Raw genomic sequence first — 19,208 nt, forward strand, 5'->3', positions numbered from 1 at the left:
ACGATATGGTTTCGAGCGCGCTCGAACGCAAGCCGACGTCGAGATCAAGCCCGTTCGGTCTCGGCGCTGCCGCTGGTCACGGTGGGGTGGCCGGGGTTCAGGGCAGCCAATCCAGTTCGTGCGCCAGGCTTTTGGCGGCGGCACGCACGCGATGGTGCAGCGGTGACTGCTCGCGAGGGAGGACGAGATGGAGGGTCAGGGCGGGCGCGCCGTACAGGGGACGCCAGGTGAGCCCGGCGGGCTGGGCCGTGACGGCGGCCTCACCGGCCGGAGCGAGGGTGAGGCCATCGTGTAGATCCCGCTGTGCGATGTCGAAAGAGATTGCGGGCGTGCGGAATCGGGGCTGCGGTTCGGTGTCGCGAAACAATGCGGCGAGTTGGTCGTGAACGACCGGGTTGGCCGCCCGGTCGGGCAGTCGCAGTGGATAGCCCGCGGCATCGGCGATCTCGATCTCCGCGCATTCGGCCAGCGGATGATTCCGCGCCAGCTGCACCCCGATCCGCTGGCTCCGCAGCAGGAACCGGCGCACCCCACGTCCGGGCTGTTCACCGCGGGTGATCCCGGCGTCGATGCGGCCCGCGGCGACAGCGGGCGTGATCTCCGGTGTCGCCATCGGCACCGCGCGGACCTCGAGCCCCGGATTTGCCTGAATCAGCCTGTCCACCAGCGCGGGAGCGGTCCCGGCCCCGGCGCTGAGGCTGTATCCGATCCGCAGCGCGCCCAGCTCCCCGGCCCCCGCCCGCCGTGCGGTCTCCCATGCCCGGTCCAGCGCCGCCAATGCCGCCGGCGCGGCTTCGGCCAAAGCGGCACCGGCCGTGGTCAATTCGACGCTGCGCGTGCTCCGCACCAGCAGCGCCGCGCCCAGTTCCGCCTCCAGCCGCCGGATCCGGGCACTGAGACCCGGCTGCGCGATACCGATCCGCTCCGCCGCCCGGGTGAAGTTCAACTCCTCCGCGAGCACCAGGAAGTACCGCAGGCTGAGGGTGTCCGGAGTCAAGGCTCTTCCCGTCGATTGATAACGATCCGTTCTGAGCCTATCCCGTCCCGGTCTTTCCCTCGACCGCTGTCACGGCTCTAACGTGCGTATATGGCGATTCAACTGACCGCGATACTGGATATCATCCCCAGTCGCACAGCCGATTTCGAGTCATCCCTCACCGCCCTCGCGAGGGACGCGGCCACCGAACCCGGCGTCCTGGACTACGGCTTCTGGCGCGACCCGTCCCGCCCCGGCCGCTACCTCCTCCGTGAGCTGTACGCGGACCAGACCGCGGTCGACACCCACATGGCCCTCCCCGCGGTTGCGGCCTTCGTCGCCGATCTTCCCGGCTGGCTGGCCGACGACACCCACGCGGATCTCGAATCCACCGCCGCCCTCACCCGAATCCCGCTGTCGCGCAGTGTCATGGTCTCGTCTCTGGACGGAGGTCGTCATGCATAGGTTGCTGGTCCTGTATCCCAAGCCTGCCGACCCTGACCACTTCCGCGACTACTACGTGACCAACCACATTCCATTGGTCATGAATTGGCCCGGCCTGCTCGCGTGCCGCTACAGCTTCGATGTCGCGGCGACCAACGGAGAAGCGCCGTATTTCGCGGTCTTCGAAGCCGACTTCGCCGACGACGCCGCCCTGGCCGTGGCGCGGTCGTCGCCGCAAGGTCAGCGGGTGTCCGCCGATGTCGTCAACTACGCCACCGGCGGTGTGGTCGTCATCGACTATCCGGTGCAGGACGGCATCGGCTGAGGCGGGACCACTGCGAGGCTCACAAACCTATGTATATTAGGAAGTAACCTAATACTCATAGGAAGGATGGAGTCATGTCGCCCCGGGTGGGTCTGAACGCCGAGCGGATCACGCAGGCGGCCGCGGAGATGGCCGATGACATCGGGATCGACAACGTGACGCTGGCCGCGGTGGCCAAGCGGTTCGGAGTCAAGGATCCGAGTCTCTACACGCATGTGCGGAATCTGGAGGATCTGCGCACGCGCGTCGCGCTGCAGGGGGCGCTCGAGATGACCGATCGGATCGGTGTCGCGGTCGCCGGCCGGGCCGGTAAGGACGCGCTGGTCGCGTTCGCGAACGCGTATCGCGACTATGCCCGCGAGCATCCGGGCAGGTATGCGGCCACACAGCGCAAGCTCGACATCGAAGCCATCGCGGACGCGCCCGGCGCGGTCCGCAGTGTGCAGTTGACCGAGGCGCTGTTGCGCGGCTACGACCTCGACGGCACCGAGCTGATCGATGCCGGTCGCCTGTTGCGCAGCACCTTTCACGGGTACGCGACGCTCGAGACCGGCGGTGGCTTCAACCATTCCCGCGAGACCGACGGGTCCTGGGCGCGCATCCTCGACGCCCTGCATCTGCTGCTGACGCAGTGGCCGACATCGAAACAGGAGACACCGCAATGAGATCCGAGATGCTCCGGGTGCCCGGCGCGACGTTGTACTACGAGGTGCGCGGCAGCGGGCCGCTGGTGTTGTTCCTGCCGGGCGGCGGGGGCGACGCGGCATCGGTCGATCCGATCGCCGAGGTGCTGCAGGACCGGTTCACGGTGGCCTCGCTGGACCCGCGCGGGTATTCGCGCAGTGTGCTCGACGGTCCGCAGCAGACGCAGCGGGTCGAGGTGCAGAGCGATGACGCGTTCCGCCTGCTGAGTCATCTCACCGACGAGCCCGCGTTCGTCGTCGGCGGCAGCGCCGGGGCGGTTGTCGGATTGGATCTGCTGGCGCGGCATCCGGAGCGGGTGGCGCTGCTGGTGGCGCATGAACCGCCGTGCTTCGGTGTGCTTCCCGATGCCGTCGAGCAGCGCGCCATGATCGAGGAGGTGTACACGCTGTTCCGCGCCGACGGTCCCGCCGCCGCGGGCGCACGCTTCCTCGCCGGAATCGGCAATGCGATGAAGCCGTCTCCGATGCCGGACGAGTTGCCGCCGCGGGCCGCGGAGATGTGGGCGCGGCTCGCCGCCAACGGCCCGCTGATGCTCGAACACGAGCTGCGGGAGTTCACCTCCTATGTTCCCGATTTCGCGGCGCTGGCCCCGCTGAAGGATCGGCTGGTCATGGCGGCCGGGCAGGAGACCCGGGGCTGCCTGCCGTACCGGCCGGCCGCTGAGATCGCCCGCAAGCTCGGTATCGAGCTCACCGAGTTCCCCGGCGCCCACAACGGCATGCGCACCGAAGCGCCCGAATTCGCCGGCCGACTGGCCGACATCCTGACCACTCACCTGCGCGTCGAAGGCGCGGGTCGCTGTTAGCGTCAGCACATGATCACCGGTGCGCACACCATCCTGTACGCCGAGGACGCCGAGGCGGCACGGGCCTTCTTCCGTGACGTCCTCGGCCTGGCCTACGTCGACGCGAACGACGGCTGGCTGATCTTCAAGTCGCCGCCCGCCGAACTCGCCGTCCACCCGGCGGACGTCCCCGACAGTGGCAAGGCCGAGCTGTACCTCATGTGCGACGACCTGGAAGCGACCGTCGACGAATTGCGGTCCAAGGGAGTCGAGTTCACCTCGGAGGTGATCAATGCGGGGTGGGGGTTGCTCACCATGCTGAAGGTGCCCGGCGCGGGCCAGATCGGCATGTACCAGCCCCGCCACGCCACGGCCTACGACCTGCCCTGAACCCGCTGCCGCAGCGGCGTATTCAGGCCCTCCGCCAGGCGGGAACCGACAGGTATGTCGCGGCGCGCAGCAGCCACTCCACCGGACCATACGGATGCTGCCGCAGCCACCACGCGCTCACCCGCAACTGCGCGAGATAGGTCGCGACCGCGAGCAGCACGACCCCGGCGGGCGGCACACGATCCGCCAGTGCCAGGCCATATCCGGTGTAGATGAGCATCATCACCACCGACTGCCCGATGTAGTTGGTGGCCGCCATGCGCCCGGCGGGCGCCAGCCACCCCACCGCGCCCGCCCAGCGATACCGCGCCAGCCACACGATTCCGGCCGCATAACCGAGCGTCAACAGCGGATTCGCGAATTCCTGCAACCCGGACCAGAACGACGGCAGCTTCCCGTGCACGGTCATCAACGCCACTGTGACGACCGAAACCGGCAGCCCCACACCGAAACCCACCGCCAGCGCCCGCGGCAACCACCGGCTGATCCACTCCGCGTCCTCGAGCACCCGCCGCTTACCGGCTGCCAGTCCGACCAGGAACATCCCCAGCGCCGGAATGCCCTGCTCGAGCCAGGTGAACACCATGAACTTCGGACCGAAGGACAGCTGAGCCCGCAGAGTGTCACCGAACGTGCCGGTGAAGCCGTCATGCATCCGCTGCACGTCGAAGACGTCCCCCAACCCGGCCAGTCCACCGTCGCCCGGTACGAACGCCAGTGAGGCGAACCCGAAGTACAACGCCAGTCCGGCGATGAGCGCCGGCCGCGGCCGAATCCAACGGAGCGCCACCAGCATCAGGCCCAGCGCCGCGTAGAGCGTGAGAATGTCGCTGATCCACAGCAGCAGCACATGCGCCAGCCCGATCAGAAACAGCGCCAAGCACCGCCGCAACAATCTCGGTACCGGCGCAACCCCGGCGCGTTCGGCCGCGGCGATCTGCAAGGTGAACGAGTACCCGAACAGAAACGCGAACAGCAGATAGAACTTCCCGAGGAAGAACCCTTCGACCACGCCGTACACGAACAGATCAGCGGTGCTCTCGAACATCGGCCGCGGATCACCGTCCGCCCCCTGCGACGACCAGAACATGGTCGCCACCACGGTATTGGTCACGAGAATCCCGAACAGCGCGAACCCGCGCAAACTGTCGACCACTCCGATGCGACGATCTCGCCGCACGTCGGTCACCTGGGTTTCGAGCTGCTCGGACATGCCTTCACGCTATGTTCGCCCGCCCGGTGCCACATCCATCGTGACCCCGGATTCCACATCCGACCTCAGCGGTATTGACAGCTGCTCGAAGTCATCCCACGGCGCGACTTCTGAGCAGGTCGATGAGCTTCGTTTCGGAGAGATCGCCATGTCCGGCCGCCACCAGGCGCTCGAAGATCTGCTCGGCAGTGTGACCGAGGGCCGCAGGGGTTCCAAGCGCATCAGCCAGCTCGACACCGATCCGGGTGTCCTTGAGCCGCAGGGCCGCAGTGAAGGCGATGTCGCGGTCGTGGCCGCCGGCGAGCATCTCGGTGCACATGCGAATCACCGTGGGGCTGGCCGCACCACCGCGGGAAAGGGTGTCGGCGACGACAGCGAGATCCAATCCCGCGAGTTCCGCGGTCCGCAGCGCCTCCGCGGTGGCGGCGATCTGAACAGAGCCCAGGAGGTTCTGTATGAGTTTGTAGCTCGCGCCCGCTCCCACATCGCCGAAGTGGACAATGTTGGAGCACAGGGGTTCCAGGAGTGGCCGGGCGGCCTCGAGATCGGCGATGTCCGCGCCGACGAACAGGGTCAGCTGCCCTGCCGCCGCCGCATCGGGGAGTCCGGTCACTGGCGAGTCGAGGTAGCGAAGACCATGCGCCGCAGCGTGCTTCGACAGCTCGTCCACCCAAGGCCGTGAGATGGTGGAGAACTCCACCGCGAACGCGCCGGGTGCGTACTCCCCTGCCAACGCACCGTCGGCGCCCAGCCAAGCGGCCCGCGAGGCCTCGTCATCGGCCACCATCGCGAAGATCGCCTCGGCGTCCTTCGCGGCCGCGCGCGGTGTCTCCGCGAACGCGGCCCCGGCAGAGACGACTTCAGCCGCCTTCTCCGGCGTCCTGTTGTACACGGTCACCTCGTGCCCAGCGGCCACCATCCGCGCCGCCATGCCCGCACCCATCCGGCCCAACCCCAGAAACGCGATCCTCGCCACCCGCCGAACCCTACCGACCCCGGATCCGCCCCGCGAAGCGGTTTTCCGCGCGCTCGAGCGAGAGCACCTCTCCGAGTGCATCGATCATGGCGGCGCGCGGGTCGGTGGGCCGTTCGATCATTCGCCAGGCGACCACGTGATCGGGGCGCACCAGGACCGCACCGTCCGCATGTATGCCGACACTGCCGGTCCAGCCGATGTCCACCAGCGCAATTCGATGGACGGTCAGCGGAATCGAGAGGGCGTGCGCCGCGTCACGCGCCGCCTGGGCCCACTCAGCGTCGCCGGTCAGGACAGCGAGTTCGCGACCGACGAGATCCAAGGTCGACATCCGACCTTCGTGGTGATGCACCCACCGATGCGGCAGACGAGAGCCGGGCGTGCCGTCCAGGACCAGTGAGATGTCCTCGGTCGAGGGCAGTTCCGGATTCGAGCCGATGACGGCAGACGATTCGTAGCGGTAGCCCGCATGTACGACAGGAGCGTTGAGCACACCGGCCTCCTGACGGGCAGCGACGATCTCAGGAGACGTCTCCCAGTGCAGGCGTGGATCAGGCAGCCGAAGCACGGCTTGTTCCAGTGTCGTCGCGGCGACCGGCCGCCGCTCGTCCTCGTAGCTGGCCAGCAGCCCCGCGCCGGCCCAGCCGTGGTGTACGGCTGCGATCTTCCACGCGAGGTTGTGCGCGTCCGCGACACCGGTATTGAGCCCGAAAGCGCCCAGCGGAGGCACGGTGTGGGCCGCGTCGCCGACGAGGAAGACACGGCCGTCCCGGAACTGTTCGGCCAGCTGGCCACGTGGACGCCACGGCAGCACACTGACCACCTCGACCTCGACGGTCGAGTCGCCGACGGCCGCACGGATCAACGCCGTGCAGCGGGCGGCGGTGAATCCCTCGCCCGAATCATCGGATGGCACATGCAGAATCCATTCGCGCACGCCGTCCACCGTGACCAGCAGTCCGGAGACCTCCGGATTGTCGATGGTGCACGTCGCGAAGGTCCGGCCGCCGGTATAGGGCGTCAGGTCGGCGCGGAACAGCATGCCGATCATCGGCGTCCCCAGCGGCCCGGGTCCGCTGATGGCGATATCCAACGCGCCACGAACCTCACTGCGCGCCCCGTCGGCCGCGATCAGGTAGTCGGCGTGCACGACCGAGCCATCGGACAGCACCGCGCGCACGCCGGAGCCGTCCTGGATGAACGACTCCAGCCGTGTCGAATGCCGCACCACCGCACCGCGTTCCCGGGCCGCGGGCAGCAGCACCGAGTCGAGCCGATGTTGCGGGCAGGTGCCGCGCACCAGCGCCGGACTGGTTTCGTCCAGGCGCGCGGCGGCGGCCGCCGCGGGATTCGGTGCGGTGAAGTCGGTCTCGGCCAGGGTGCGGGCGTAGACCTTGCCGAGCCCGGCCACCATGTCGATGCTCACCGCATTGACGGCAGCCTCGAGGCCTTCGGCGCGCAGCATCTCCATGGTTCGCCGCGAGATGCCGGTGGCTCGCGGATGCGGTGAGGGTCCGGGTTGCGTCTCCAGCACCAGGGTCTGGACGCCGTATCCGGACAGGAACAAAGCGGTGGCCAAACCGACCGTGCCTCCTCCGGCAATCAGGACGGGAACTCGCTGGTCAGTCATCGCCGAACTCCTTATGGAAACACCGTAGCCGTTGTGGTTACACCGTAACCACAGTGTTAGGCTCAGTGCAATGGCGCCGTGAGGCGCGAAGATCCGGACGGGAGCCCGATGACGAACGACAACCCGATGCTCGTGTGGAGCAGGGATCGCCGGGAGCCCGCACGCCGGGCGCCGGGCGTCGACCGCATCGTCGGGACCGCCCTCGCCCTGGCCGATGCCGAGGGCTTGGATGCGGTGTCCATGCGTCGCATCGCCACCGAACTCGCTTCCGGCACCGCCTCGCTCTACCGCTACGTCGCCGACCGCGGCGAACTGCTGGACCTGATGATCGACGCCGCCCAGGCCGAGATCGCACCGCCTGCCCTCACCGGCGACGCCCGCACCGACCTGGCGGCGGTCGCCCATCACTTCCGTGACCTACTGCTCCGTCACCGGTGGCTCGGCCCGGAACTGTCCGGTCGCCCCGCCCTCGGCCCGAATGCCCTGCGCCGCTTCGATATCGCCATGGCCGCGGCCCTGCAATCGACCGATGACATCACCCTCGCCGCCAATATCGTCGACACCGTGCTCGCCTATGTCGCCGGCGCCGTCGTCCAGGAACTGGCGGAGCTTCGCGCCCAGCGCCGCACCGGCCTCACCGAAGAACAGTGGCGCGCCGCGGTCGGCCCCTACCTCCGCTCCGCCATCGCCACCGGCGACTATCCGCACTTCGCCCGCCGCATCCGCGACGCCGAAGATCTCACCCCCGCCCAGACTTTCACCTTCGGCCTGTCCTGCGTCCTCGAAGGAGTCCTCGCGACAGCACAGCGGCGGGCCTGATCCCCCCCGAATCAGGCCCGGCGCCGTTTCCGTTAGTGCCCGACCGGTTCCCAGCCGCGCCGGGGCTTGGACTTGCCGGGGTTCAGGTTGTCCCGGCTGCGGTAGACCACGTACGGGCGGCTCAGGTAGCCGACGGGGGCGGAGAAGACGTGGACCAGGCGGCTGAAGGGCCAGAAGGCGAATAGGACCCAGGCGGACAAGGCGTGGAGTTGGAAGCCGGTGGGGGCGTTGACCATCAGCTCCGGCTTGGGCTGGAAGTAGAAGATGGACCGGAACCACGGGGCGATGTCCTCGCGGTAGTTGTGCGGGTGGCCGGTCAGGTTGCCGTACAGGGTCGCGCCGAGGCCGAGGGCCAGGGTGAGGCCCAGCAGGATGTACATGATCTTGTCGTTGCGGGTGGTGGCCGAGAAGACCGGGCCCACCGTGCGACGGCGGTAGATCAGGATCAGCAGGCCGACGACCGTCGCGATGCCCGCGATCGCGCCCAGACTGAACGAGGCCGCGTGGTACATGCTTTCGCTGATGCCGACCGCCTCGGTCCACGATTCCGGGATCACCAGGCCGATCACGTGGCCCAGGAACACGAACACGATGCCGTAGTGGAACAGCGGCGAACCCAGTCGCAGCAGCCGGGGACCGGATCTCCGGTGCGCGCCTTGGCTTCCCGGTACAGCTCGAGCAGCACGCCGCGCACGTAGGGGTAGCGCACGCGGGTCGGCGAGTAGGTGTACCAGCTGAACGCGGCGCCGCGCGGGCAGCCACGGGGCTCGTACTCGGGCCGGTCCGGGCCGGTGCTGGGGTAGTCGGTGGCCTGGGTCTCCCAGGTGATGATGCCGTCCTTGACGTACACCTTCCACGAGCAGGAGCCGGTGCAGTTGACCCCGTAGGTGGAGCGCACCACCTTGTCGTGGGACCAGCGGTCGCGGTAGAAGTCGTCGGACTGTCGTCCGCCGCGCAGGTATTCGCTGCGCAGGTCCGGCGACATCTCGGCGCGGGTGAAGAACCTCCGGGAGCGGATCAACGCCTCGGTGAGTTCGCTGTCGACCACCCCGCCGCCGTTGTTTCGCGCCATCTACCCCTGCCTCTCACCATGACGCGGCGGCATGCGTCGCGCGAAGGAGTTCCCGAGCACACGAACACACCGAACCTACTGGCAAATTTGGGGCAACCAGCGAATATCAAGCTGGTTAGTTACCCGGGAGCAATCCGGCCGTCGAGCTGGCCTATCTGTCAGATGGATTCGACGGCACGCGGCTCGAGGCGCAACCCGAGCGCGATCTCGGAGACACCGAGGGCGACGGTCAGCAATCCGACCGCGATCGCCAGCGCGGGCAACGTCTCGAACGACGCGACCGCGATTCCCACCCCGGCGGCGACCGTGGCCAGTCCGACGAACTCCAGCCGGCCCGCGCCCGCGTACTGCTCCGACCACACCCCCACGATCGCCTGCACGATCCCGCGCAGCACCCAGCCGATCGCGATCCACAAGGACAGCAAGGAGACCCACGCGCCGCCGTCGAGCGTCCAGAACGCGAGCAGCAGCGCGACGGCCGCGCTCACGACCTCCAGCCACTTGAGCGGGGTGGACATCCGGGCCCCGAACGCCATCACCAACTGGAAGGCCGCCGACGCCAGCAGCACCAGTCCGAACAGAATGTCGGCCACAGTCCACGATTTGTCCGGCCGGACGGCCAGCACCACCCCCAGCACCACCGAACAGCCGCCGGTCACCACCAGCGACTGCCAAGCCCAGTCGGCGAAAACCTCGCTTCGCCCCTCTATCCGATTGGCGGGCACGAGGTAATGATATGACCCATTAATCGAGCTAACTGGACGTCTGCACATTCCCCGGCGAGTCGGCGGGGCTCGGTGCGCGAGATCAGGGCGCGCTCAGGAAGATCCCGCGCGGCGCGGTGCCGTCCGGGGCGGACCACGGCGCGTCGAGATGACTGCGGTCGCGTTCGAAGGACTGACCGGCGGCCAGGCGGCGGTGAACCCGGATCAATTCCGCGCCCGCGTTGGTGGAACGGTCGGAATCGAAGGCGATGTCGGTGTGCGCGTCGGTGTCGATGACCGTGGGATGGAAACCCGGTGCGGGCGTGAGAATGTCACCGGGCACCACGTGGACGCTCAGATCCGGGGTATCGCTGGTGTTCTGATCCTGAGCGGTCGCCTTGCCGGTCAGCAGCAGCGCGGCCTGCTCGATGAAGACCGGATCGTGCGCGGCGTCGTAGAGCCAGCGCAAGCCCAGGACCCCATGTTCGGACGTGCCGATCAGGGCGTGGTCGAGACCCTCGACGCGTGCGCCCCGATAGGTCATCGGAACCAGGTAGGCCACCGGCACCGGGCCCGCGAGGTCGGTGACGACCAGCAGTTCGATCCCGACCTCACCCGCGGGATCGTCGAGGCGGAAGCCACCCGACTTCACCAGCGCGGGTGCCCCGGAACCGGCATGCCAGTGCCGGGTCGGCAGCCACGCCGTCAGCAATTCCAGCTTGGCGGGTCGCATGGTCGTCTCGTGGATCTCGGCCATACCGCCATCCTGCCAGAGTTCGGCCGGATCGCAGCCGAACCCGTTGCGGCGGACCGTTATTCGCGCGTGTCAGCGCAACTTTCGGAAAAAGTCACGCAGATCGGCGGTCAGCAGATCGGGGGTCTCCATCGACGCGAAGTGGCCACCACGATCGAATTCCGACCAGTGCACCACCGTGTGCTGCCGCTCGGCGAGACCGCGAATGGTGCCGCTACCGGGGAACACCGCCACACCCGTCGGCACGCCCGAGTTCGTCAACTCCGCGCCCCAGTGCTGCGATTCCTTGTACAGGCGCATGGACGAGCCCGCGGTATCGGTGAACCACAGCACCGAGAGGTTCGTCAGCAGCAGGTCCCGATCGATGGCGGCGTCGGGGGTCGCGCGAGAGGGATCGGTGAAGGTGTTCACCACGTCGAGCACCCACGCCAGCAGGCCCGCGGGAGAATCGGCCATCGCCGGGGCCAGGGTCTGCGGACGGGTGGAATGGATGCCCGCGTAGCCGGATGTCTCACTGCTGCTCCAGTCCTTGAGGCGAGCCAGCTTCTGTTGATCGCTATCGCTGTAGCCGGCGCCGTCGTCATCCCAGGAGGGAATGGTGATGGGGTCGTTCAGGTGCACACCCGCCACCCGATCGGGGGCGAGGCGGCCCAGGTCGGGGGCGATGAACGATCCGGCGTCGCCGCCGTGCGCGCCGTAGCGGGCGTAGCCCAGTTCGGTCATGAGCTTCGCGATCAATTCCGCGGCGCGCTCGGTCGCGGCGTCCCCGGCGCGGAGGGTCGGGCCCGAAAAGCCGAATCCGGGCAGGGTCGGGATGACGACGTGGAAGGCGTCGGCCGGATCACCGCCGTGCGCGCGCGGATCGGTGAGCGGGCCGATCAGATCCGTGAAGTCCTCGAACGGCCAGCCGTGCACCAGCACCAGGGGCAGCGCGTCGGGTTCGGGTGAGCGGACGTGCGTGAAATGCAGCCGCTGACCGTCGATTTCGGTGACGAACTGCGGATGGCGGTTGCGTTCGGCCTCGTGGACGCGCCAGTCGTAGCCGCTCCCCCAGTACTCGCACAGTTCGCGCACGTACGCGGTCGGGATGCCGTAGGTCCAGCCCACCCCGGGCAGGTCCGCGGGCCAGCGGGTGCGGGCCAGGCGGGTCTTCAGGTCGTCGATGTCGGAGGCTGGAACGTCGATTCGGAAGGGCTCGAAAACCGTCATGTCTCCACGGTAGGAACGAACTAGGTCAGATGCGGTCCTAGTGCCTCCACCGATACCGCATCCGCCGGTCGCGTTCTAGGCTGGTACGCAAGCGTTTCAGCCGCGGCGAGGCGGCCGACCGGAGGGACTCGCACCGTGACCACCACCTTTCCACCCGGACCGGCCATACCCCGGATCGTGCAGACCGCCATCTACCTCAAGTCACGCGCCGCGCTGCTGAAGCTGGCTGCCCGCCGTCACGGTGACACCTTCACCCTGCACCTGGCCGCGCCCTACGCCGAGAACCTGGTCGTGTTCACCCGGCCCGAGCACATTCGCGAGATCTTCGCCGGCGACCCCGCTGATCTACATGCCGGTGAGGGCAATCGGGTACTGGCGCAGATCCTGGGCGAGCACTCGCTGCTGATCACCGACGAGGACGAGCACGCCCGCGCCCGCCGACTGCTCATGCCGGCGTTCGTCGGATCCTCGCTGCGCGGCTATCGCGCCCTCGTCGACGACATCGCGAAAACCCATGTCGACCGGTGGGTTCCGGGCACGACCGTGCACACCCTGGACCGCATGAACGAGCTGACACTCGATGTGATCATGCAGGTGGTGTTCGGCATGGCCGATGCGGACCGCCGGGCCGCGCTGGTGCCGCGGCTGCGCGAAGTCGTGAACGTCAGCCCGATCATCATGTTCGGCTGGAAGTATCCGTTCCTCGCGAACCGCGGCATGTGGAAACGGTTCCGCGCCACCCAGTCCGCCATCGACGAACTGCTGTACCGCGAGATCGCCGAGCGCCGGGCACAACCCGGCCTCGACGCCCGCGACGACGTGCTGTCCCGGCTGCTGGCCGCCGGATCCGGCGAGAACCCCGCGGACGCGCCGCTGTCCGATGTCGAACTGCGCGACCAGCTGATCACCCTGCTGCTGGCCGGGCACGAGACCACCGCCTCCGCCCTGTCCTGGACCTGCCACGAGCTGGCCGCCAACCCCGAGATCCAGGCGGAGGCCCGCCGCGCGGCGCACGACGGGGACGAGAAGTACCTCGAAGCGATATTGAAGGAGGCCATGCGCCTGCACACGGTCATCGCGGGCACGGGCCGGAAACTCACCCGCGACCTGACCATCGGCGGCTACGACCTGCCCGCGGGCACCGTGATCGCCACCTCGATCATCCTGGCCCACCAGCGCCCCGAGGCCTTCCCCGACGCCTACACCTTCCGGCCCGACCGCTTCCTCGACGGCTCGGTCGAACCCAACACCTGGTTGCCGTTCGGTGGTGGCGTGCGCCGGTGCATCGGGGCCGGATTCTCCCTCATGGAGGGCACGGCGGTACTGCGGGAAATCCTGACCCGCTACCGGCTTGCGCTGCCGGAGGGCAAGACCGGCGAGGCCACCCGGATCCGCAACATCACCCACGTGCCCGCCCACGGTGCGCCGGTAGTGGTCACCGCCGACGCCACGGTGCGGGTGTAGGCGCCGGATCGCCTAGTCGCGGTCCGGGAAATCCGGTGATCGGCGCGCCTGCGCCACATAGGTCGAGCACTCGGGGCATTCGCTGATGACCGAATGGCTGCAGGTGAGCAGGTGCTCGAGGAATCGGTCGGTGGCCTCGAGCAGCGCGATGCGCGCCCGCACCTCGGCGCGGCGGTCGCCGATGATGGCCCGCCGATCGGTGTGGTCGCTGAGCCCGAGCTGCCGGATCTGGCTCAGCGACAAGCCCGTTCGTTGCAAGGTCAGGATCGCGCGGGCGTAGTCGAGGATGTGCTCGTTGTAGCTGCGGTGACCGGACGGGCTGCGCGGCGGGGCGAGCAGGCCGACCGACTCCCAGTGCCGCAGCACGTGTGTCTCCACGCCGAGTGCGGCCGCGGCGTCACCGATTCTCATGTCCTGCGCTGTGGTCACGATTCACCCCTTTACTTCATGTCGACCTTAAGTATTAGCGTTCCAGCATGTCCGATCCAGTGCGCAAGACCACGATCATGCAATGCTGCGGCGCCGCAGTCAGTTCCGTCCACGGCGCGGTCCGGCCGCGGCCGGTCGACGAACGATTCCTGCGCTCCATCACCGATGCGGGCCTGCCGCGCGCCGAGCGCACGGTCACGGTGACGGCGCTGCCCCAGTTTCCGCGTTCCGTGCCCACCTCGGCGATCGTGGAGGGCGCCTTCACGCCCCGCCGCATCAACAGTTCGCTGACCTCCTTCGTCGTCCAGCACCCGCAGGCCACCTTCATCGTCGACCCCAGTTACTGCATCGACGCCGAGCATCGCGCCATCGCGCAACTGCCCGCGATCCTCCGTCCGGTCGTGCGGCCGCCCGCCGAGACGATCCCGACCATCACCGGATTGCAATCCGAACCGGGACTGCCCGCGCTGGATTTCGCGCTGCCCACCCACGCCCACTGGGACCACGTCTGCGGCTTGCTCGACTTCCCGGACCTGCCGGTTCACCTGCACAGCACCGAGCGGGAGTGGGTCATGACCGGACCCGTGGCCCCCGTCGGTGGTGTGCGTGACGCACTGGTCGATCGCCCCGTACACGAATACGAACTCGATGGCCCCCCGGTGCTCACCTTCACCCGCAGCCACGACCTGTTCGGTGACGGCAGCGTCGTCCTGGTCGATCTCGCCGGCCATACACCGGGCAGTGTCGGCCTGCTCACCCACACCGCCCACGGATGGAAGCTCCTCGCAGGCGATGCCGCCTGGCACTCGCTGCAGATCGAGCGAGTTCGTCAGAAGTCCGGCTTCCCAGGCCTTTTCGTCGACGAGAACCGTGACTTGACCTTCAAGACGTTGCACCGCCTCCACCTGGCCCAACGCCTCGTCCCGATCATCCCCACCCACGACCACGACGCCGCCCTGCTGCTGGCAGCACCCGAAACGGAGGTGACCGAACCGCTACGGTGAACCCATGGGGATCACCGTACGCCCGGCCCAGCTATCCGATATTCCCGAGTTGGCGCGAGTGCTCGGCATCGCTTTCTCCGACGATCCAGTCACCTCCTGGCTCATCCGCGACGACGCCACCCGCGCACGCCGCGCCGCCACGCTGTTCGCCACGATGGCCCGCCACCACTTCATCCCCCTGGGCGGAGTGGAGGTGGCCTGCAATGGCGCCAATTCCATCGTGGGCGCGGCACTCTGGGCGCCGCCGGGACACTGGCACGTCCCCGAGGCCGCGTCCCGGCGCCAGCTGCCGGGCCTGGCCGTCGCCTTCCGGCACCGGCTGCTGACGGCGGGCCGGCTGGCCGAGACCATGGCGCGCGAGCATTCTCGCGAACCGCACTGGTATCTCGCCGTCATCGGAACCCTGCCCGGAGTTCGCGGACAGGGATTCGGGCAGGCCTTGCTCAATTCGCGTCTGGATCGCTGTGACGCGGAGGGCCTGCCCGCCTACCTGGAATCCAGCAAGCCGGACAATGTGCCGTACTACGAGAGGTTCGGCTTCGACGTCACCGGCACGCTGGATGCCACCCGTGGCGGCCCGCCACTGTGGCCTATGTTGCGCGCACCCCGCTGACAACGCCGGTCGTAGTTCACCGAATCTCGGTGCCCCACACGGACATCAGCCACACCTGCCGGACGGCGGCCATTCTGCGGTCGGCGGCCGCGGCGTCGCCGCCCACGGTCTCCTCGCGCACGACCGCGACCGTCATCGCGACGAGCACGCTGATCAAGGCGGGCAGGTCGGTGGTGGCCGGGTTCATGTGGCGGGCGTCGACCTGGGTCTGGGCGAAGGTCGCGAGCTTGGTCTCCAGATTGCCGATGAACGCGTCCCACATCGTGCGCAATTGGGCGTCGGTGTCGCGCGATTGGGCGCAGGCGTTCAGCAGGTGGGCGTGGCGTCGCCAGACCGCGACCGCGCTGTCGATCATGCGGATGGAGAAGTCCGCCGGCGGCTCCTGGTTGTCGTAGGAGGTCAATTCGCTGGTCTCCTGGTCTATTTCGGTCCAGACCTCCTCGAGGGCGGCGGCGACCACCGAGTACTTGGACTCGAAATAGAAGTAGAACGCGGGGCGGGAGACGCCGGCGTGCTTGGCGATCCGCAGCACCGACATGTCCGTGATGGAGACCGTGCGCAGCAGGTCGGTGACCGCGTCGATGATCAGGGCGCGTTGCTGGTCGCCCCGGCTGGGCGGGCGGCGGTCCCCGGCCACCGTGCGTGCGGCTGCCTGTGTCATCGACTGCACCTCCGAATCCTGGGTTTCCCCGCCCAGTCTACCCACTATTGACACAGTGTCAGTCAACCTGACAGTGTGTCAGGTATGGGTTGCTGTATTGCCGTGGCTTATCTGATCGCACTCGCCGGATTCGGATGGCGGTTGCTGACCCGCCGCGGCGGAGCACCGTCGACCTCGGCGCCGCCGCCCGCCCGGCGGAACGCGCCGACCCGCACGCCGGGCAGTCCCGCATGACGACCGGCGCGCTGTACCCACCGAGCAGCCGGACCCGGCAGGTCCGGGCTCCGCTGCCCGACGGGCTCGGCCGGATCGGCGCGACGACACGGCGAAAGCTATTACGCGCCATGGCCTGCTGGGGAGTGGTGTGGCTGGCCGCCGCCACGGCCGTGGTCGCCGATCTCTCGCATGCGGTCACGGCCTTCGCTCTCGGGATGGTCGTGCCGGGCGGCGGACTGCTCTACAGCGGCCATCCGCTGCTCATGGCGTTCACCTGGCTGGGCTGTCTGGCAGCGCTGTTCGCGTGGTGGGCCTTCGGGCCGGTGGTGCTCCCGCCGCTGCTCTGGGTCGCGACCGCGCTACTCGGCGCCCTGGTGAGTGGGCACGCGGTGTGGGCGTGGGCGGCAGCGCTGGTCCTCACGACGCCCTTGGCGGTGGTACCGGCCGCGTTCGGGATATTCCTGGTCCGGCGTTCGTCCCAGCGCGGACGTGGCCGAGAGGTGAACGCGCGCTTGGCATCCCACGCGTTCACCATCACGGGCGCACCGGCCGCGCCGCCGGTGGCCGAGCATTCGGAGGAAGACCTCGCCGCGCTGCGCTACGCCCTCGATCTCGCGCTGCAACCGCTCGACCGGTTCGACGGCTTCACCAGGATCGATCAGTTCCGTGAAGCAGCCCTGCGCTACCAGCTCAACGAACTGAGCTACGCACTGGCGACGGCCCAATACACGCGCACCCCCGCGTTCACCGGCTATCTCGCCGAGGCACAGCGCAATGCCATCGAGAAGATGCTGGACCGGCGGGTCTGGGGTTACTGGGCGCTGGAGAACCTCTGGGGCAACCTGCGCTGGAATCCGGACCCGGCCGACCGGGAGAACATCATGCTCACCGGCTACCTGGGCCAGATGGTGGGCATGTACGAGACCCTCAACGACGACCGGTTCTCCGCCCCCGATGCGCTCTCCTTCCGTTGGAACGATCGCCGTGTCTACCCGAACAGCTTCGGCACCATCGCGGAATCGGTGCACCGCAACATGATCGCCGGGGACTACACCCTGTATCCGTGTGAACCGAACTGGATCTACACGGTGTGCAACACCTTCGGGCTCAACACCCTGCTCACCCACGACCGCCTGCACGGCACCGCGATGACCGCCGATGTCATCGACCGCCTGCACCGCGGCTATGAATCGGAGTTCCTGCGCCCCGACGGCCGGATCATCGGAGTCCGCAGTGCCCGGCTGGGCGCATCCTGGAACTTCTGGGCGGGCCCGGCTATTCAGCTCACCACCGCGCTGTGGCTACACGCCGGGCTGCCGGAATACGCGCAACGGGCCTGGTGGTTGGTGCGGGACCAAGAGATTCGGGCCGACGGCGACCGGGTCGGGTTTCCGCTGCGGGCGAGCTCGCGTGTCGATCCCGGCAACTATCGGCTCGGCGGCGCCTACGGGCAGGTCATGATCGCTTCGGCCGCCCGGGAGATGGGCGACGAGGAGGTCGCGCGTACGGCGCTGGCGGGGATCGAGGAGTTCGGTGATCCGTTGAGCGCCAACGGCGTTCGCTACTACGCGGGACTGTCCGGACTGGGCAACATGTACGCGCTCCAGTTCCGGTTCAACCGAGCCTCCGGACTCCGCGACCAGATCGCGTTCGGCGCTCCGCCGCACTGGCGGACCGGGCCGGTGCTGGCCGACGCGGCCTATCCGGAGGTGCAGGTGGCGCGCGCGGTCACCGACGGCCGTGCCCTCGAACTGGTATTGCGGCCGGGCAACGGCCTGTGTCGCACCACCGTACGGATCGCCCGGTTGGAACCCGGCCGCGCCTACCGCGTGGCCGGAGGGCGGGAGGCGGAGTTCACCGCGTCGCTCACCGGCGACGCCCTCATCGACATCGATCTCGGAGGTCGTCATGAAGTACACATCGCCCCGCGGTAAGGGAGAACTGATCTCCGGCCGCGCGCTCACCCGCCGGCTGGCGGCCCTCGACCCGGCGCGCGACAACGAGGAAGCCACCCGGCTCAGCATCGAGGTCCGGTACGGCGACGCCATTTTCGTGCACGCCGCCTACACGGTCGCCTTCGCGCGGCAGGTCGCGATTCCGTCCATCTCCCGGGTCGTGTACCGCCGGGGCACCGGCGACATGATGCACGACGTGCGCCGCCGCAACGACGACACACTGGTGTTCTTCGGCGAAATGCTGAGGCACGGACACAGCAGTGCGAGCGGACGTGCGGCCATCGATCGGATGGAGGCCATCCACAGCCGATTCGGGATCAGCGATCAGGACAAGCTCTACACCCTCGCCTCGCTCGCCTTCGAAGCGGACCGGATCCTCGATCACCTCGGTCTGTCGTTGTTCAGCGACGCGGATCGGCTGGCACGGTTTCACTTCTGGCGCGGTGTCGGCGAGCGCATGGGGCTCGAGGTCCCCGCCACTCGCACCGAACTGCTGGCCTGGACGCTCGATTACGAGAACGCTCACTACGCGTATACCGAGGGAGGCCGCGCCCTCGTCGATCAGCTCTTCGACGACTGGCGGCAACGCTGGTTCCCGGGGCCGCTACGCCCGCTGGCCGACAACGCGCTGCTGCTGGTCCTGGACGACCGGCTGCGCGCGACCCACCGGCTCCCGGACCCGCCCGCCGCCGCGCAGCGCATCGCGCCGCCGATCATCAACTCGTACATGATGTTCCAGGCCGCGCGGCCGCACCGGCTCGCTCGTTCCTGGGTCGACCACTTCCGCCGGGACCACGCCGGACCCGTCGACCTCGAACAGATCGGCTACCGGCCGGGCCGCTACGGAGTCGGGCGCCTCGACTGA

The 19,208-nt window shown here is 68.4% G+C and carries 20 protein-coding genes and 2 pseudogenes; 11 read left to right on the plus strand and 11 right to left on the minus strand.

The genetic code is table 11. The annotated features are described in order from the left end of the window. Positions 1 to 97: 97 nt before the first annotated feature. Positions 98 to 997 carry a LysR family transcriptional regulator gene (locus tag ACYVKL_RS29215; RefSeq protein WP_379166344.1) on the minus strand — a complete coding sequence of 300 codons (900 nt, stop codon included), beginning with the start codon at positions 995 to 997 and terminating at the stop codon, positions 98 to 100. A 90-nt stretch (positions 998 to 1,087) separates the two neighbouring features. On the opposite strand from ACYVKL_RS29215, the gene ACYVKL_RS29220 reads away from it, so the two are divergent. The 5 genes from ACYVKL_RS29220 (at position 1,088) to ACYVKL_RS29240 (ending at position 3,624) form a co-directional block, all read left to right on the plus strand. Beyond that, entirely contained in the window at positions 1,088 to 1,441 is a 354-nt protein-coding gene (locus ACYVKL_RS29220; RefSeq protein ID WP_379166345.1) for a putative quinol monooxygenase, read from the plus strand. Then, entirely contained in the window at positions 1,434 to 1,745 is a 312-nt protein-coding gene (locus tag ACYVKL_RS29225; protein WP_379166346.1) for an EthD family reductase, read from the plus strand. The genes ACYVKL_RS29220 and ACYVKL_RS29225 overlap by 8 nt, the downstream gene beginning before the upstream one ends. Positions 1,746 to 1,819: 74 nt before the next feature. Further along, positions 1,820 to 2,410, plus strand: a complete 591-nt coding sequence (locus ACYVKL_RS29230; RefSeq protein ID WP_213555740.1) for a TetR/AcrR family transcriptional regulator — start codon at positions 1,820 to 1,822, stop codon at positions 2,408 to 2,410. Next, positions 2,407 to 3,255 carry an alpha/beta fold hydrolase gene (locus tag ACYVKL_RS29235; protein ID WP_379166347.1) on the plus strand — a complete coding sequence of 283 codons (849 nt, stop codon included), beginning with the start codon at positions 2,407 to 2,409 and terminating at the stop codon, positions 3,253 to 3,255. The genes ACYVKL_RS29230 and ACYVKL_RS29235 overlap by 4 nt, the downstream gene beginning before the upstream one ends. 9 nt (positions 3,256 to 3,264) lie before the next feature. After that, on the plus strand, positions 3,265 to 3,624 hold the full coding sequence (locus ACYVKL_RS29240) for a VOC family protein (RefSeq protein WP_379166348.1): 360 nt from the start codon (positions 3,265 to 3,267) through the stop codon (positions 3,622 to 3,624). 22 nt (positions 3,625 to 3,646) lie between these two features. On the opposite strand, the gene ACYVKL_RS29245 is transcribed toward ACYVKL_RS29240, so the two are convergent. From ACYVKL_RS29245 to ACYVKL_RS29255, 3 genes are all read right to left on the minus strand, one after another. Beyond that, complete coding sequence (locus ACYVKL_RS29245) at positions 3,647 to 4,837, minus strand: DUF418 domain-containing protein (protein ID WP_379166349.1); 1,191 nt, start codon at positions 4,835 to 4,837, stop codon at positions 3,647 to 3,649. 91 nt (positions 4,838 to 4,928) lie between these two features. Continuing rightward, a complete protein-coding gene (locus ACYVKL_RS29250; protein ID WP_379166351.1) occupies positions 4,929 to 5,813 on the minus strand; it encodes an NAD(P)-dependent oxidoreductase in 885 nt (294 codons plus the stop codon). Between the two features lie 10 nt (positions 5,814 to 5,823). After that, complete coding sequence (locus ACYVKL_RS29255) at positions 5,824 to 7,443, minus strand: FAD-dependent monooxygenase (RefSeq protein ID WP_379166352.1); 1,620 nt, start codon at positions 7,441 to 7,443, stop codon at positions 5,824 to 5,826. A gap of 108 nt (positions 7,444 to 7,551) precedes the next feature. On the opposite strand from ACYVKL_RS29255, the gene ACYVKL_RS29260 reads away from it, so the two are divergent. Beyond that, positions 7,552 to 8,262 carry a TetR/AcrR family transcriptional regulator C-terminal domain-containing protein gene (locus tag ACYVKL_RS29260; protein ID WP_379166354.1) on the plus strand — a complete coding sequence of 237 codons (711 nt, stop codon included), beginning with the start codon at positions 7,552 to 7,554 and terminating at the stop codon, positions 8,260 to 8,262. Positions 8,263 to 8,294: 32 nt separating this feature from the next. On the opposite strand, the pseudogene narI reads toward ACYVKL_RS29260, so the two are convergent. The 5 genes and pseudogenes from narI to ACYVKL_RS29285 form a co-directional block, all read right to left on the minus strand. Beyond that, positions 8,295 to 8,894, minus strand: a pseudogene (narI, locus tag ACYVKL_RS29265) (respiratory nitrate reductase subunit gamma); the annotation flags it as partial. Next, positions 8,882 to 9,334, minus strand: a pseudogene (locus tag ACYVKL_RS29270) (nitrate reductase subunit alpha); the annotation flags it as partial. The pseudogenes ACYVKL_RS29270 and narI, both read right to left, overlap by 13 nt. A 158-nt stretch (positions 9,335 to 9,492) precedes the next feature. Then, positions 9,493 to 10,059: a DUF308 domain-containing protein gene (locus ACYVKL_RS29275; protein WP_379166355.1), complete on the minus strand. Its 567-nt coding sequence runs from the start codon at positions 10,057 to 10,059 to the stop codon at positions 9,493 to 9,495. Positions 10,060 to 10,141: 82 nt separating this feature from the next. After that, positions 10,142 to 10,795 carry a maltokinase N-terminal cap-like domain-containing protein gene (locus tag ACYVKL_RS29280; RefSeq protein ID WP_379166357.1) on the minus strand — a complete coding sequence of 218 codons (654 nt, stop codon included), beginning with the start codon at positions 10,793 to 10,795 and terminating at the stop codon, positions 10,142 to 10,144. Positions 10,796 to 10,864: 69 nt separating this feature from the next. Then, the gene (locus ACYVKL_RS29285) at positions 10,865 to 12,001 is read right to left on the minus strand and encodes an epoxide hydrolase family protein (RefSeq protein ID WP_379166358.1); all 1,137 of its coding nucleotides are present in this window, start codon (positions 11,999 to 12,001) and stop codon (positions 10,865 to 10,867) included. Between the two features lie 135 nt (positions 12,002 to 12,136). Here ACYVKL_RS29285 and ACYVKL_RS29290 point away from each other — a divergent pair, with 135 nt between their 5' ends. Continuing rightward, positions 12,137 to 13,465, plus strand: a complete 1,329-nt coding sequence (locus ACYVKL_RS29290) for a cytochrome P450 (protein ID WP_379166359.1) — start codon at positions 12,137 to 12,139, stop codon at positions 13,463 to 13,465. A gap of 12 nt (positions 13,466 to 13,477) precedes the next feature. On the opposite strand, the gene ACYVKL_RS29295 is transcribed toward ACYVKL_RS29290, so the two are convergent. Then, positions 13,478 to 13,894, minus strand: a complete 417-nt coding sequence (locus ACYVKL_RS29295) for a MerR family transcriptional regulator (protein ID WP_379166360.1) — start codon at positions 13,892 to 13,894, stop codon at positions 13,478 to 13,480. A 47-nt stretch (positions 13,895 to 13,941) separates the two neighbouring features. On the opposite strand from ACYVKL_RS29295, the gene ACYVKL_RS29300 reads away from it, so the two are divergent. Further along, positions 13,942 to 14,898: an MBL fold metallo-hydrolase gene (locus ACYVKL_RS29300; RefSeq protein WP_379166362.1), complete on the plus strand. Its 957-nt coding sequence runs from the start codon at positions 13,942 to 13,944 to the stop codon at positions 14,896 to 14,898. Between the two features lie 4 nt (positions 14,899 to 14,902). Then, positions 14,903 to 15,511 (plus strand): GNAT family N-acetyltransferase, encoded by a 609-nt coding sequence (locus ACYVKL_RS29305; RefSeq protein ID WP_379166363.1) that lies wholly within the window; start codon positions 14,903 to 14,905, stop codon positions 15,509 to 15,511. A gap of 16 nt (positions 15,512 to 15,527) precedes the next feature. On the opposite strand, the gene ACYVKL_RS29310 is transcribed toward ACYVKL_RS29305, so the two are convergent. Beyond that, positions 15,528 to 16,172 (minus strand): TetR/AcrR family transcriptional regulator, encoded by a 645-nt coding sequence (locus tag ACYVKL_RS29310; RefSeq protein WP_379166364.1) that lies wholly within the window; start codon positions 16,170 to 16,172, stop codon positions 15,528 to 15,530. A gap of 134 nt (positions 16,173 to 16,306) precedes the next feature. Here ACYVKL_RS29310 and ACYVKL_RS29315 point away from each other — a divergent pair, with 134 nt between their 5' ends. Together ACYVKL_RS29315 and ACYVKL_RS29320 are read left to right on the plus strand one after the other, a co-directional pair. After that, positions 16,307 to 18,322, plus strand: a complete 2,016-nt coding sequence (locus ACYVKL_RS29315) for a linalool dehydratase/isomerase domain-containing protein (RefSeq protein WP_379166365.1) — start codon at positions 16,307 to 16,309, stop codon at positions 18,320 to 18,322. Further along, positions 18,297 to 19,208, plus strand: a complete 912-nt coding sequence (locus ACYVKL_RS29320; RefSeq protein WP_379166367.1) for an oxygenase MpaB family protein — start codon at positions 18,297 to 18,299, stop codon at positions 19,206 to 19,208. The genes ACYVKL_RS29315 and ACYVKL_RS29320 overlap by 26 nt, the downstream gene beginning before the upstream one ends.

The organism is Nocardia tengchongensis (genome assembly GCF_054781395.1).